Origin of the sequence: Streptomyces sp. NPDC056628, from assembly GCF_042792555.1 — a bacterium.
Classification (GTDB): Bacteria; Actinomycetota; Actinomycetes; order Streptomycetales; family Streptomycetaceae; genus Streptomyces.
Genome location: NZ_JBHTWG010000008.1, coordinates 152,370 through 166,051, shown reverse-complemented (window position 1 = coordinate 166,051; position 13,682 = coordinate 152,370). Strand labels below are relative to the sequence as shown.

The window sequence follows — 13,682 nt, the reverse complement described above, 5'->3', positions numbered from 1 at the left end:
GGCCACAGCGGGTGCTTCGGGACCCTTGGAGGGACGCGTGACTCGGATGTGGCCGGACAGGACGTACGCCCTTGGCGAGGCGGTGAGCGCCGATGCCCGGTAGCCGGACCGGACGGCCCCCCGTCCAGCGGACCGTACGGCGCCCGGCCGCCGCGCGCCCGGTGCCCGACAACGCCGTACGGCGGCTCCACAGGCGGCTGCGCAAGGCCTGGGACCGGCCGCTGACCGCCTACTACCTCATCTTCGGCGGCAGCCTCCTGATCACCGTGCTGGGCCTGGTGATGGTCTACTCGGCCTCCCAGATCACCGCGCTGCAGATGTCGCTGCCCGGCTCGTACTTCTTCCGCAAGCAGCTGCTGGCCGCGGCGATCGGCGCCGGGCTGCTGTTCGCCGCCTCCCGGATGCCGGTGAAGCTGCACCGCGCGCTGGCCTACCCGATCCTCGCGGGCGCCGTCTTCCTGATGGCGCTGGTGCAGGTGCCCGGGATAGGAGTCGCGGTGAACGGCAACCAGAACTGGATCGCCCTCGGCGGCTCCTTCCAGATCCAGCCCAGCGAGTTCGGCAAGCTGGCGCTGGTGCTGTGGGGCGCCGACCTGATCGCCCGCAAGCAGGACAAGAAGCTGCTGGCCCAGTGGAAGCACATGCTGGTGCCGCTGGTGCCGGTCGCCTTCATGCTGCTCGGGCTGATCATGCTCGGCGGCGACATGGGCACCGCGATCATCCTGTCCGCGATCCTGTTCGGCCTGCTGTGGCTGGCGGGGGCGCCGACCCGGCTGTTCGTGGGGGTGCTGTCCGTCGCCGGCGCGATCGGCCTGCTGCTGATCAAGACCAGCGCGAACCGGATGGCCCGCCTGCAGTGCCTCGGCGCGACCGAGCCGCAGGCCGGGCCCGTCGACTGCTGGCAGGCCGTGCACGGGATCTACGCGCTCGCGTCCGGCGGGATCTTCGGTTCCGGACTCGGTGCGAGTGTGGAGAAATGGGGCCAACTCCCCGAAGCCCACACCGACTTCATCTTCGCCGTCACCGGTGAGGAACTGGGTCTGGCGGGGACGCTGTCGGTGCTGGGTCTGTTCGCGGCTCTAGGCTATGCGGGTATCCGCGTGGCCGGACGCACGGAGGACCCCTTCGTCAGGTATGCCGCCGGAGGTGTGACCACCTGGATCACCGCGCAAGCCGTGATCAACATCGGTGCGGTGCTCGGCCTGCTGCCGATCGCCGGTGTCCCCCTCCCGCTGTTCTCCTACGGGGGATCCGCCCTGCTGCCGACCATGTTCGCCATCGGGCTGCTGATCGCGTTCGCGCGCGACGAGCCCGCTGCGCGGGCAGCGCTTTCCGTACGGCAACCACGCTTTGGTAAAAAGCGTGCGGGAGGCGCCGGGCTTGTTCGGGGGCCTCGGAGATGGAACACGATGCGACGGCGTGCCTCGGCGGCGCGCTCGTCCGGAGAGCGGTGAATTTCGGTGCATGTCGTACTCGCCGGTGGGGGGACCGCCGGCCACATCGAGCCCGCGCTCGCCCTCGCGGACGCCCTGCGCAGGCAGGACCCGACCGTGGGGATCACGGCCCTGGGCACGGAACGCGGTCTGGAGACCACACTCGTACCGCAGCGGGGCTATGAGCTCGCGCTGATCCCGGCCGTGCCGCTGCCGCGCAAGCCGACGCCCGAGCTGATCACCGTGCCGGGCCGGCTGCGCGGCACGATCAAGGCGACCGAGCAGATCCTGGAGCGCACCAAGGCGGACGCCGTCGTCGGCTTCGGCGGCTACGTCGCCCTGCCCGGCTACCTCGCCGCCAAGCGCCTCGGGGTGCCGATCGTCATCCACGAGGCCAACGCGCGACCCGGTCTCGCCAACAAGATCGGCTCGCGCTACGCCGCCCAGGTCGCCGTCGCCACCCCGGACAGCAAGCTGCGCAACTCCCGCTACATCGGCATCCCGCTGCGCCACACCATCGCCACCCTCGACCGGGCCGCCGCCCGCCCCGAGGCCCGCGCGATGTTCGGGCTCGACCCCAACCTGCCGACGCTGCTGGTCTCCGGCGGCTCGCAGGGCGCCCGCCGCCTCAACGAGGTCGTCCAGCAGGTCGCGCCCTACCTCCAGCAGGCCGGCATCCAGATCCTGCACGCGGTCGGCCCGAAGAACGAACTGCCGCACGTGCAGCAGATGCCGGGGATGCCCCCCTACATCCCGGTAAGTTACCTGGACCGGATGGACCTCGCGTACGCCGCGGCCGACATGATGCTCTGCCGCGCGGGCGCGATGACCGTCGCCGAACTCTCCGCCGTCGGACTGCCGGCCGCCTACGTCCCGCTGCCCATCGGCAACGGCGAACAGCGGCTGAACGCCCAGCCGGTGGTCAAGGCCGGCGGCGGCCTGCTGGTCGACGACGCGGAACTCACTCCCGAGTGGGTGCAGCAGAACGTCCTGCCCGTGCTCGCCGACCCGCACCGGCTGTACGAGATGTCCCGCGCCGCAAGCGAGTTCGGCCGCCGGGACGCCGACGACCTGCTCGTCGGCATGGTGTACGAGGCGATCGCCTCGCACCGCCGCCAGTGACCGTATGACGGAGGGTAGGGAGCGTGGCCGGATCGACGACCGCCGAGCGCGGTGAACGCCAGCAGGAGTCGTCCGACCCGCCCCTCACCCGGCGGCGGTTGAGACTGCCCCGCCTTCGTACGATCATCATTCTTTCCGTCGTCCTGGTGCTCCTCGGCGCCGGCTCCGTCTGGCTGTTCTACGGCTCCTCGTGGCTGCGTGTGGAGCGGGTGCCGGTGTCCGGGACCCGGGTCCTGACGCCGGAGCAGGTGCGCGAGTCGGCCGACGTGCCCGTGGGCGCGCCCCTCGTCTCGGTCGACACCGCGGCGATCGAGGCGCGCCTGCGCCGCGAACTCCCGCGGATCGACGAGGTCGAGGTGGCGCGCGACTGGCCGCACGGAATCGGTGTGAAAGTGGTGGAACGTACTCCGGTCCTCATTGTTCGAAGCGGCGGAAAGTTCGTCGAAGTGGACAGGAAGGGCGTCCGTTTCGCCACGGTCCCCGAGCCCCCGAAAGGCGTCCCCGCGCTGGAATTGACGGTCTCCCCGTCGAGTTCCGCCGCGGCGAGCCTGCGGCGCTTCGGCGAGGCCCGGCTGGTGCGGGAGGCGGTGCGGGTCGCGGGTGCCCTCCCGGCGTCCGTCGCACGGGGCACCCAGGTCGTCAAGGTCCGTTCCTACGACGACATCTCGCTCGTTCTGACCGGCGGGACGACCGTCGCCTGGGGCAGCGGCGAGAACGGCGCGGCGAAGGCTCGCACACTCCACGCTCTCATGAAAGCCTCCCCCCGTGCGCGGCACTTCGACGTCAGCGTCCCCACGGCCCCGGCGTCATCAGGGAGTTGACGCACATCCGCGCAGGCCAGCACCCTGGTTGGGCAGCGACACGGCTGATCACATAGGGTGAAAAGAAAAACGGGAGGTTCGGCGTGTTCGTTGAACGTGCGCCACTTGTCGACTTAGTGTCCTGTTCAGAAGACTTCAAGGAACAGACGCACTGGTAACCCTAAACTTCAGGGTTAGGGTTCGGGTCGGCGCTATGGACCGTCCCATTCGGCATCAGTCACCGGGTTCGCGAAGCGCACCGCTTCCGTCGTCCGGTGACCCGTAACTCGAGGCGAGAGGCCTTCGACGTGGCAGCACCGCAGAACTACCTCGCAGTCATCAAAGTCATCGGTGTCGGCGGCGGTGGTGTCAATGCCATCAACCGGATGATCGAGGTCGGTCTCAAGGGCGTCGAGTTCATCGCCATCAACACCGACGCGCAAGCTCTGTTGATGAGCGACGCCGACGTCAAGCTCGACGTCGGCCGCGAACTCACCCGCGGACTCGGCGCCGGAGCGAACCCGGCCGTGGGCCGCAAGGCCGCCGAGGACCACCGCGAGGAGATCGAGGAGGTCCTCAAGGGGGCCGACATGGTCTTCGTGACGGCCGGTGAAGGCGGCGGCACCGGCACCGGCGGCGCGCCCGTCGTGGCCAACATCGCCCGCTCCCTGGGCGCGCTCACCATCGGCGTGGTCACCCGCCCGTTCACCTTCGAGGGTCGGCGCCGCGCCAACCAGGCCGAGGACGGCATCGCGGAGCTGCGCGAAGAGGTCGACACCCTCATCGTCATCCCGAACGACCGGCTGCTGTCCATCTCGGACCGCCAGGTCTCGGTCCTGGACGCCTTCAAGTCGGCCGACCAGGTCCTGCTCTCCGGTGTCCAGGGCATCACCGACCTGATCACCACGCCCGGCCTCATCAACCTCGACTTCGCCGACGTCAAGTCGGTCATGTCCGAGGCCGGTTCGGCCCTCATGGGCATCGGCTCGGCCCGCGGCGACGACCGCGCGGTGGCCGCCGCCGAGATGGCGATCTCCTCGCCGCTCCTGGAGGCGTCCATCGACGGCGCCCGGGGCGTGCTCCTCTCCATCTCCGGCGGCTCCGACCTCGGCCTGTTCGAGATCAACGAGGCCGCCCAGCTGGTCAGCGAGGCCGCCCACCCCGAGGCGAACATCATCTTCGGCGCCGTCATCGACGACGCGCTCGGCGACGAGGTCCGGGTCACCGTGATCGCGGCCGGCTTCGACGGCGGACAGCCCCCGGCCCGCCGGGACAACGTCCTCGGCTCGGCCTCGTCCTCCCCGGTCCGCCGCGAGGAGCCCGCCCCGGCGGCGCGGCCGCAGCCCGAGAGCCGTCCGTCCTTCGGCTCCCTCGGCAGCGTGACGCCGAAGGAGGAGCCCGAGCCGGTCCCGGAGCCGGTGGCCGACGTCCCGGTCGCCCCGCCGGTCCCGCCGTCCCGGACCTACGCCGACAGCGCGGCGGAAGAGCTGGACGTCCCGGACTTCCTCAAGTGATCCTTCTGACGTGATAGGACAGCGCGACACAGTGAGCGGCGCCCACTTCGCCTTCACCGACCGGTGGGGCGGGGTGAGCGCCGCTCCGTATGAGGAGCTCAACCTCGGCGGGGCGGTCGGTGACGACCCGGGGGCCGTCCGGGCCAACCGCGAGATCGCCGCGAAGTCGCTCGGGCTCGGCCCCGACGACGTCGTCTGGATGAACCAGGTGCACGGCACGGACGTCGCCGTGGTCGACGGACCGTGGGGCAAGGCCCCGGTGCCCGAGGTCGACGCGGTCGTCACGGCACGGCGGGGACTCGCCCTCGCCGTCCTGACCGCCGACTGCGTGCCGGTGCTCCTGGCCGACCCGGTGGCCGGGATCGTCGCCGCCGCCCACGCCGGACGGCCGGGCATGGTGGCCGGGGTCGTCCCGGCGGCGGTGCGCGCGATGACCTCGCTGGGCGCCGACCCCGCCCGGATCGTCGCCCGCACCGGCCCCACCGTGTGCGGCCGGTGCTACGAAGTGCCCGAGGCGATGCGCGCCGAGGTGGCCGCCGTCGAACCGGCGGCACACGCCGAGACGAGCTGGGGCACTCCCGCGGTGGACGTCGCCGCCGGGGTGCACGCCCAGCTCACCCGGCTCGGGGTGCGCGACCGGGAGCAGTCCCCGGTGTGCACCCGGGAGTCGGCCGATCACTTCTCGTACCGCCGCGACCGCACCACGGGGCGACTCGCGGGATATGTCTGGCTGGACTGAATGGACATGACGGACCGTAGGCGCGAACTCGCCGAAAACCTGGCAAAAGTGGAGCGTCGGATCGAGGCGGCCTGCGCGGCCGCCGGGCGCTCCCGTGACGAGGTGACCCTGATCGTGGTCACCAAGACGTACCCCGCCGACGACGTGCGGATCCTGTCGGAACTCGGTGTGCGGCACGTCGCCGAGAACCGCGACCAGGACGCGGCCCCCAAGGCCGCCGCCTGCGCGGACCTGCCCCTCACCTGGCACTTCGTGGGTCAGTTGCAGACCAACAAGGTCCGTTCCGTGGCTGGTTATGCCGATTTCGTGCAGTCCGTCGACCGTGCCCGTCTGGTGACGGCGCTGTCGAAGGAGGCCGTGCGGCGGGAGCGCGAGCTGGGCTGCCTGATCCAGGTGGCGCTGGACGCGGGTGAGAGCGAGCGGGGGGAGCGCGGCGGAGTGGCGCCGGGCGGCGTCGAGGAGTTGGCCGGTCTGGTGGCCGGGGCTCCGGGGCTGCGGCTGGCGGGACTCATGACCGTCGCCCCGCTCACCGGCGAGTACGCCGGACGCCAACGCGCGGCGTTCGAGCGGTTGATGGATTTGTCGACCGACCTGCGCCGAGCCCATCCTGCTGCGAACATGGTGTCGGCAGGGATGAGCGCGGACCTCGAGGAGGCCGTGGCGGCCGGTGCGACACATGTGCGCGTCGGCACTGCGGTACTCGGAGTCCGCCCCAGGCTCGGGTAACGTCGCCAAGAAGTCGGACCACAGCAGAAAATATGGTCAATGTCGCCGAAAGGCGGACGTAACGACCGCGTGGATCGAAGGCACTTGGCAGTCGTCAGCCGATCCACCACAGAGCGGAGGACTCAGAGAATGGCCGGCGCGATGCGCAAGATGGCGGTCTACCTCGGCCTCGTGGAGGACGATGGGTACGACGGCCGGGGGTTCGACCCCGACGACGACTTCGAGCCCGAACTGGACCCGGAGCCGGAGCGGGACCATCGACGGCACGAGCCGTCCCACTCGCCTCACAGTGCACATCAGTCCCAAAGGGACGAAGAGGTGCGAATCGTGCAACCGCCCGCGCCCCGCGAACCGGTGGCCCGGTCGGCTTCGCTGTCCGCGGAATCCGGGCGCCCGGCGCGCATCGCGCCCGTGGCGTCCATCACACAAGAACGCGCAAGCCTGGAGAAGAACGCACCGGTGATCATGCCCAAGGTCGTGTCGGAACGAGAGCCGTACCGGATCACCACACTTCACCCGCGGACCTACAACGAGGCCCGTACCATCGGGGAACACTTCCGTGAAGGCACCCCGGTGATCATGAATCTGACTGAGATGGATGACACAGACGCGAAGCGACTTGTCGACTTTGCGGCCGGTTTGGTGTTTGGTCTTCACGGCAGTATCGAGCGGGTGACCCAGAAGGTGTTCCTGTTGTCTCCTGCTAACGTCGATGTCACGGCGGAGGACAAGGCCCGCATCGCAGAGGGCGGGTTCTTCAACCAGAGCTGAGACGCACCACCGGAAGAGCAGTACCCGACAGGGAACAGGGGAGAGGGAAACACCAGTCATGAGCGTGGTCATGCAAGTTCTCTACATCGCGCTGATGGTGTTCCTCATCGTGCTCATCTTCCGGTTGGTCATGGACTACGTCTTCCAGTTCGCCCGCTCATGGCAACCCGGCAAGGCGATGGTGGTCGTTCTGGAGGCCACCTACACTGTCACCGATCCACCGCTGAAGCTTCTGCGGCGGTTCATCCCGCCGCTGCGTCTCGGGGGCGTGGCGCTCGACCTGTCCTTCTTCGTACTGCTGATCATCGTCTACATCCTGATCACGCTTGTGCGGAGCGCGATGTGAACGATGTGACAGATACGGTCTTGCCGACTGCCGACGACTACGTTGAGGTGAAGAGATGCCGTTGACCCCCGAGGACGTGCGGAACAAGCAGTTCACGACCGTCCGCCTCCGAGAAGGCTATGACGAGGACGAGGTCGATGCCTTCCTCGATGAGGTCGAAGCCGAACTGACCCGCCTGCTCCGCGAGAACGAGGACCTGCGCGCCAAGCTGGCCGCGGCGACGCGTGCTGCTGCCCAGAACCAGCAGAACATGCGCAAGCCTCCGGAGGGCCCGGGCGGTCCGCAGGACCAGCAGCAGGGCGGCATGCAGCAAGGCGGCATGCAGCAGGGCGGCATGCAGCAGGGCGGCATGCAGCAGGGCGGCATGCAGCAGGGCGGCATGCAGCAGGGTGGTATGCCGCAGGGCATGCGCGGTCCCGGGGGACCCGTCCCCGCCGGGATATCGGGCCCGCCGCAGCAGCAGATGGGTGGCCCCATGGGTGGTCCGCCCCAGCTGCCGAGCGGTGCCCCGCAGCTGCCCGCCGGCCCCGGCGGTCAGGGTGGCCCTCAGGGTCCCGGTCCGATGGGCCAGGGTCCGGGGCCGATGGGCCAGCCCCCCATGCAGCAGATGGGCGGCCCCATGGGCGGTCCGATGGGTGGCCCGATGGGCGGTCCCGGTCAGGGCGGCCCCGGCGGCGACAGCGCGGCGCGCGTCCTGTCGCTCGCCCAGCAGACCGCCGACCAGGCGATCGCGGAGGCCCGTTCCGAGGCCAACAAGATCGTCGGCGAGGCGCGTTCGCGTGCCGAGGGTCTCGAGCGTGACGCCCGTGCCAAGGCCGACGCCCTGGAGCGGGACGCGCAGGAGAAGCACCGCGTCGCGATGGGCTCCCTGGAGTCCGCCCGCGCCACGCTGGAGCGCAAGGTCGAGGACCTGCGCGGCTTCGAGCGCGAGTACCGCACGCGGCTGAAGTCCTACCTCGAGTCCCAGCTGCGTCAGCTGGAGACCCAGGCGGACGACTCGCTGGCCCCGCCGCGCACTCCGGCCACGGCGTCCCTGCCGCCGTCCCCGGCGCCCTCGATGGCTCCGGCCGGCGCGAGCGCCCCGTCGTACGGTGGCAACCAGGGGATGGGCGGCGCTCCGTCCCCGGCCGGCCCGTCCTACGGCGGCCAGCAGCAGATGTCCCCTGCGATGACCCAGCCGATGGCTCCGGTCCGGCCGCAGGGCCCGTCCCCGATGGGACAGGCTCCGTCGCCGATGCGCGGCTTCCTCATCGACGAGGACGACAACTGACGGACGGCAGTACGCCTCAGGCGTCGGCAGCGTTCAGGGCGAGGCCCCGGATTCAGTTCCGGGGCCTCGCCCTTTTGCTACGCGTGTTCACGGTGTATACGGCGTTTGTTCGGTGCTGGGTGGGATGTCCGACGCACGCAACGCCGAAGGCCCGGCACCACCATGATTCTTCGGTGGGCCGGGCCTTCGGCTGTCGGACGGCCCTGCGTCACGCCTTCCGCAGGCGGAACGTCAGGGTCAGGCCCTCGTCGGTGAACGGGTCACCGTAGCCGGAGTCGTCCGCCTCGCCCTGGGCGAAGTCCGTCGCCAGGACCTCGTCGGCGATCAGCCCGGCGTGCCCGTCGAGGGCCGTGACCGTCGCCGGGTCCGTCGCCGTCCAGCGCAGGGCGATCCGGTCGGCCACGTCCAGGCCGCTGTTCTTGCGGGCCTCCTGGATCAGGCGGATCGCGTCACGGGCCAGACCGGCCCGGCGCAGCTCCTCCGTGATCTCCAGGTCCAGCGCGACCGTGGCACCCGCGTCGGACGCCACCGACCAGCCCTCGCGCGGCGTCTCGGTGATGATCACCTCGTCCGGGGCCAGGGCGACCGTCTCGCCGTCGACCTCCACCGAGGCCGTGCCCGCGCGCAGCGCCAGGGACAGCGCGGCGGCGTCCGCGACCGCGACGGCCTTCGCCACATCCTGGACGCGCTTGCCGAACCGCTTGCCCAGGGCGCGGAAGTTGGCCTTGGCGGTGGTGTCCACGAGGCTGCCGCCGACCTCGGACAGCGACGCCAGCGACTCGACGTTCAGCTCCTCGGTGATCTGCGTGCGCAGCTCGGGATGCAGGGCGTCGAAGCCGGTGGCGGCGATCAGCGCGCGCGACAGCGGCTGGCGGGTCTTGACGCCCGACTCCGCGCGCGTGGCGCGGCCGAGCTCCACCAGGCGGCGGACCAGGACCATCTGCTGGGACAGCTCGGGGTCGATCGCCGACAGGTCGGCCTCCGGCCAGGACGCCAGGTGCACCGACTCCGGGGCGCCCGGGGTCACCGGCAGGATCATGTCCTGCCACACCCGCTCGGTGATGAACGGGGTGAGCGGGGCCATGAGCTTGGTCACCGTCTCCACGACCTCGTGCAGCGTGCGCAGCGCGGCCTTGTCGCCCTGCCAGAAGCGGCGGCGCGAGCGGCGGACGTACCAGTTGGACAGGTCGTCGACGAACGTGGAGAGCAACTTGCCGGCGCGCTGGGTGTCGTAGCCCTCCAGCGCCTGGGTGACCTGGTCGGTGAGCGCGTGCAGCTCGGACAGCAGCCAGCGGTCCAGGACCGGCCGGTCGGCGGGGGCCGGATCGGCCGCGGACGGCGCCCAGTTCGACGTACGGGCGTACAGGGCCTGGAAGGCGACCGTGTTCCAGTACGTCAGGAGGGTCTTGCGGACGACCTCCTGGATGGTGGTGTGGCCGACGCGGCGCGCCGCCCAGGGGGAGCCGCCGGCCGCCATGAACCAGCGCACCGCGTCCGCGCCGTGCTGGTCCATCAGCGGGATCGGCTGCAGGATGTTGCCCAGGTGCTTGGACATCTTGCGGCCGTCCTCGGCGAGGATGTGGCCGAGGCAGACGACGTTCTCGTACGACGACTTGTCGAAGACGAGCGTGCCGACGGCCATCAGCGTGTAGAACCAGCCGCGGGTCTGGTCGATGGCCTCGCAGATGAACTGCGCCGGGTAGCGGGCCTCGAACAGCTCCTTGTTCTTGTACGGGTAGCCCCACTGCGCGAACGGCATCGAACCCGAGTCGTACCAGGCGTCGATGACCTCCGGCACGCGCGTGGCCGTCTTCTCGCAGGTCGGGCAGGCGAAGGTGACCTCGTCGATGTACGGGCGGTGCGGGTCGAGGCCCGACTGGTCGGTGCCGGTCAGCTCGCTGAGCTCCGCGCGGGAGCCGACGCACGTGAGGTGGTCGTCCTCGCAGCGCCAGATCGGCAGCGGGGTGCCCCAGTAGCGGTTGCGGGACAGCGCCCAGTCGACGTTGTTCTTGAGCCAGTCGCCGTAGCGGCCGTTCTTGACCGTGTCCGGGAACCAGTTGGTGGCTTCGTTCTCCTCGAGGAGACGGTCCTTGATGGCCGTGGTGCGGATGTACCAGGACGGCTGCGCGTAGTAGAGCAGCGCCGTGTGGCAGCGCCAGCAGTGCGGGTAGCTGTGCTCGTACGGGAGGTGCCTGAAGAGCAGGCCGCGCTCGTCGAGGTCCGCTGTCAGCTGCTCGTCGGCCTTCTTGAAGAAGACGCCGCCGACCAGCGGGACGTCCTCCTCGAAGGTGCCGTCGGGGCGGACCGGGTTCACGACCGGGAGGCCGTAGGAGCGGCAGACCTTGAGGTCGTCCTCACCGAAGGCGGGGGACTGGTGGACCAGACCCGTACCGTCCTCGGTGGTGACGTACTCGGCGTTGACCACGTAGTGGGCCTCGACCGGGAACTCCACCAGCTCGAACGGACGCTGATACGTCCAGCGCTCCATCTCGGCGCCGGTGAAGGACTGCCCGGTGGTCTCCCAGCCCTCGCCGAGGGCCTTCGCGACCAGCGGCTCGGCGACGACCAGCCTCTCCTCGCCGTTGGTCGCCACCACGTAGGTCACCTCGGGGTGGGCGGCGACCGCGGTGTTGGAGACCAGCGTCCAGGGGGTCGTCGTCCAGACCAGCAGAGCGGCCTCGCCCGCCAGCGGCCCGGAGGTGAGCGGGAAGCGGACGTAGACGGACGGGTCGACGATCGTCTCGTAGCCCTGGGCCAGCTCGTGGTCGGACAGGCCGGTGCCGCAGCGCGGGCACCAGGGGGCGACGCGGTGGTCCTGGACCAGCAGGCCCTTGCCGAAGATCTCCTTCAGCGACCACCAGACGGACTCGACGTACTCCGGGTCCATGGTGCGGTAGGCGTCGTCGAGGTCGACCCAGTAGCCCATGCGGGTCGTCAGCTCGGCGAAGGCGTCGGTGTGGCGGGTCACCGACTCACGGCACTTGGCGTTGAACTCGGCGATGCCGTACCCCTCGATGTCCTGCTTGCCGGAGAAGCCGAGCTCCTTCTCGACCGCCAGCTCCACGGGCAGGCCGTGGCAGTCCCAGCCGGCCTTGCGGGCCACGTGGTAGCCGCGCATGGTGCGGAAGCGGGGGAAGACGTCCTTGAAGACGCGGGCCTCGATGTGGTGGGCGCCCGGCATGCCGTTGGCGGTGGGCGGGCCCTCGTAGAACACCCATTCGGGGCGCCCCTCGGACTGCTCCAGGCTCTTGGCGAAGATCTTCTGCTCGCGCCAGAAGTCGAGCACCGCGTGCTCGAGCGCGGGCAGGTCGACCTGGGCGGGCACCTGGCGGTACGTCGGCTGTGTCATCAGCGAGCTTCCTCCGGCGGACTTCTTGCCTTCCGTCCGGAGGGACGAGAGCTGGGTCTTTCCGTGCGCCGCTCGGCGCGCTCCCGCGGTACCACCCTCCTTGGCCCTCCGGTGCGGGGTGTGCGCCGGTGAGCCCCCTCATTGGGGTCGCGAGACCGGTTCTACTCGCCGTCGCGGTGGTGCTGCTGCGGCTTTCTTCCGGCGGCTCCGGGGTGATCTTCACGTCGCGCTCGCCCCCGGGCTCACACCGTCCCCGGGTCGCTCTGGGCTGCGTACGCCGCTACTCGTCCCCATCCACGCTTTTCGCTCAGCCCAGTGTACGGCGCCGCGGGGGCGGCGGCCGACCGGTTTTACCGGTGCCGGAGGCAGGGGCGCGGGGGCGGGCCGGCGCGGCGCGCGGTGACTCGAATGGCGCGGCACGCCCGCTCGGATCCCGGGACGTTCTTCCCGGCGGCATACCCGGCGGGGAGCTGGGCACAACGGATGCAGGTCCGGCGCTCTCCCCGCACGGGGCGGGCGCATCGGGCGGTGTGCCCCGTTGCCGCGGGACTCGAGTCGATTTATCGTCCCAGCACGGTTCGCGAGCAAGATCATAAAATGTGAAGGGGCCGCGGCATGGTGGCGAAGAAGACCGCCGTACAGCAGTCGGCGTCGAGCGGTTCGACCCGTGCCGGTGGCTCCGGCCGTGCGGCCGTCTCCGGTGGCGCGGCCGAGGACGTGAACGGCGGGAAGAGCGCCGAGGGGGGCGGGAGCGCGAAGAAGGCGGCGACCGGAACCGCCGCCAGGAGGAAGGCCGCCGCTGCCGCGCGCGCGGGAGGCGGCGCTCCGAAGAAGAAGGCGGCGCCCCGCGCGAGCAGGGCCGAGGCCGTGGCCGACAGCGCCGCCGCCCCGCAGACGGCCGGGACACGGGAGGCGGGCGGGAAGCCGGGCACCGGCAAGGGCACCGCCAAGAAGACGCCCGGCACGTCGAGCAGGACCGGCAAGAAGACGGTGGACGCGGGGCGGGCGGCCGGCGAGCGGCCGGCCACCCGGAGCAGGGCCAAGAAGGCGGGCGCGGCGCAGACCGCGGAGCAGACGGGAGCCACGACAGTGGTTGCGAAGAAGACTCCTGGCACGGCCACGGCGGACAAGACCGCCGTTCCCAAGGCGCGCATCGCCGCGGCGGACCCCGGCGACCTGGCCGTACGCCCCGGTGAGGACCCCTGGACCCCCGAGGAGGTGGAGGAGGCGCGCGCCGGGCTCCAGGCGGAGGGGACGCGGCTGCGCGACGAGATCAGCTCCTCGGAGCGGGCCCTCGCCGGTCTGATGCGGGACTCCGGGGACGGCGCCGGCGACGACCAGGCGGACACCGGTGCGAAGAACATCACGCGCGAGCACGAGCTCGCCCTCGCCGCCAACGCGCGCGAGATGCTCACCCAGACCGAGCACGCCCTGGAGCGGCTCGACGCGGGGACCTACGGCCTGTGCGAGAACTGCGGCGACCCGATCGGCAAGGCCCGGATGCAGGCGTTCCCGCGCGCCACGCTGTGCGTGGAGTGCAAGCAGAAGCAGGAACGCCGGTACTGACCGGCAGGCGGGTGACGCGGGACGTGCCGTACTCTCGTCCTCAGTC

General features: G+C 70.7%; 11 protein-coding genes. 10 read left to right on the top strand and 1 reads right to left on the bottom strand.

What is annotated here, in order from left to right; all coding sequences use genetic code 11:
* The first annotated feature begins 92 nt into the window (after positions 1–92).
* The 9 genes from ftsW to ACFRAC_RS13905 all read left to right on the top strand — a co-directional run bounded on the left by ftsW (position 93) and on the right by ACFRAC_RS13905 (position 8,721).
* On the top strand, positions 93–1,454 hold the full coding sequence (ftsW, locus tag ACFRAC_RS13945; RefSeq protein WP_382924112.1) for a putative lipid II flippase FtsW: 1,362 nt from the start codon (positions 93–95) through the stop codon (positions 1,452–1,454).
* A gap of 6 nt (positions 1,455–1,460) precedes the next feature.
* Positions 1,461–2,555, top strand: a complete 1,095-nt coding sequence (murG, locus tag ACFRAC_RS13940; protein ID WP_361342724.1) for an undecaprenyldiphospho-muramoylpentapeptide beta-N-acetylglucosaminyltransferase — start codon at positions 1,461–1,463, stop codon at positions 2,553–2,555.
* A 23-nt stretch (positions 2,556–2,578) separates the two neighbouring features.
* Positions 2,579–3,376, top strand: a complete 798-nt coding sequence (locus ACFRAC_RS13935) for a cell division protein FtsQ/DivIB (RefSeq protein ID WP_382924111.1) — start codon at positions 2,579–2,581, stop codon at positions 3,374–3,376.
* 287 nt (positions 3,377–3,663) lie between these two features.
* Positions 3,664–4,869 (top strand): cell division protein FtsZ, encoded by a 1,206-nt coding sequence (gene ftsZ / locus ACFRAC_RS13930; protein ID WP_361342730.1) that lies wholly within the window; start codon positions 3,664–3,666, stop codon positions 4,867–4,869.
* A 10-nt stretch (positions 4,870–4,879) separates the two neighbouring features.
* Entirely contained in the window at positions 4,880–5,608 is a 729-nt protein-coding gene (gene pgeF, locus ACFRAC_RS13925; RefSeq protein ID WP_382924110.1) for a peptidoglycan editing factor PgeF, read from the top strand.
* A 6-nt stretch (positions 5,609–5,614) separates the two neighbouring features.
* Positions 5,615–6,334, top strand: coding sequence for a YggS family pyridoxal phosphate-dependent enzyme (locus ACFRAC_RS13920; protein WP_382924109.1), 720 nt, complete (start codon positions 5,615–5,617; stop codon positions 6,332–6,334).
* 129 nt (positions 6,335–6,463) lie between these two features.
* A complete protein-coding gene (locus ACFRAC_RS13915) occupies positions 6,464–7,105 on the top strand; it encodes a cell division protein SepF (RefSeq protein WP_361342737.1) in 642 nt (213 codons plus the stop codon).
* A gap of 58 nt (positions 7,106–7,163) precedes the next feature.
* Positions 7,164–7,451 carry a YggT family protein gene (locus ACFRAC_RS13910; protein WP_062674960.1) on the top strand — a complete coding sequence of 96 codons (288 nt, stop codon included), beginning with the start codon at positions 7,164–7,166 and terminating at the stop codon, positions 7,449–7,451.
* A gap of 55 nt (positions 7,452–7,506) precedes the next feature.
* Positions 7,507–8,721, top strand: a complete 1,215-nt coding sequence (locus tag ACFRAC_RS13905) for a DivIVA domain-containing protein (protein WP_382924108.1) — start codon at positions 7,507–7,509, stop codon at positions 8,719–8,721.
* 208 nt (positions 8,722–8,929) lie between these two features.
* On the opposite strand, the gene ileS is transcribed toward ACFRAC_RS13905, so the two are convergent.
* Positions 8,930–12,070 (bottom strand): isoleucine--tRNA ligase, encoded by a 3,141-nt coding sequence (gene ileS / locus ACFRAC_RS13900; RefSeq protein WP_382924107.1) that lies wholly within the window; start codon positions 12,068–12,070, stop codon positions 8,930–8,932.
* Positions 12,071–12,685: 615 nt separating this feature from the next.
* On the opposite strand from ileS, the gene ACFRAC_RS13895 reads away from it, so the two are divergent.
* Positions 12,686–13,636 carry a TraR/DksA family transcriptional regulator gene (locus ACFRAC_RS13895; RefSeq protein WP_382924106.1) on the top strand — a complete coding sequence of 317 codons (951 nt, stop codon included), beginning with the start codon at positions 12,686–12,688 and terminating at the stop codon, positions 13,634–13,636.
* Positions 13,637–13,682 lie beyond the last annotated feature (46 nt).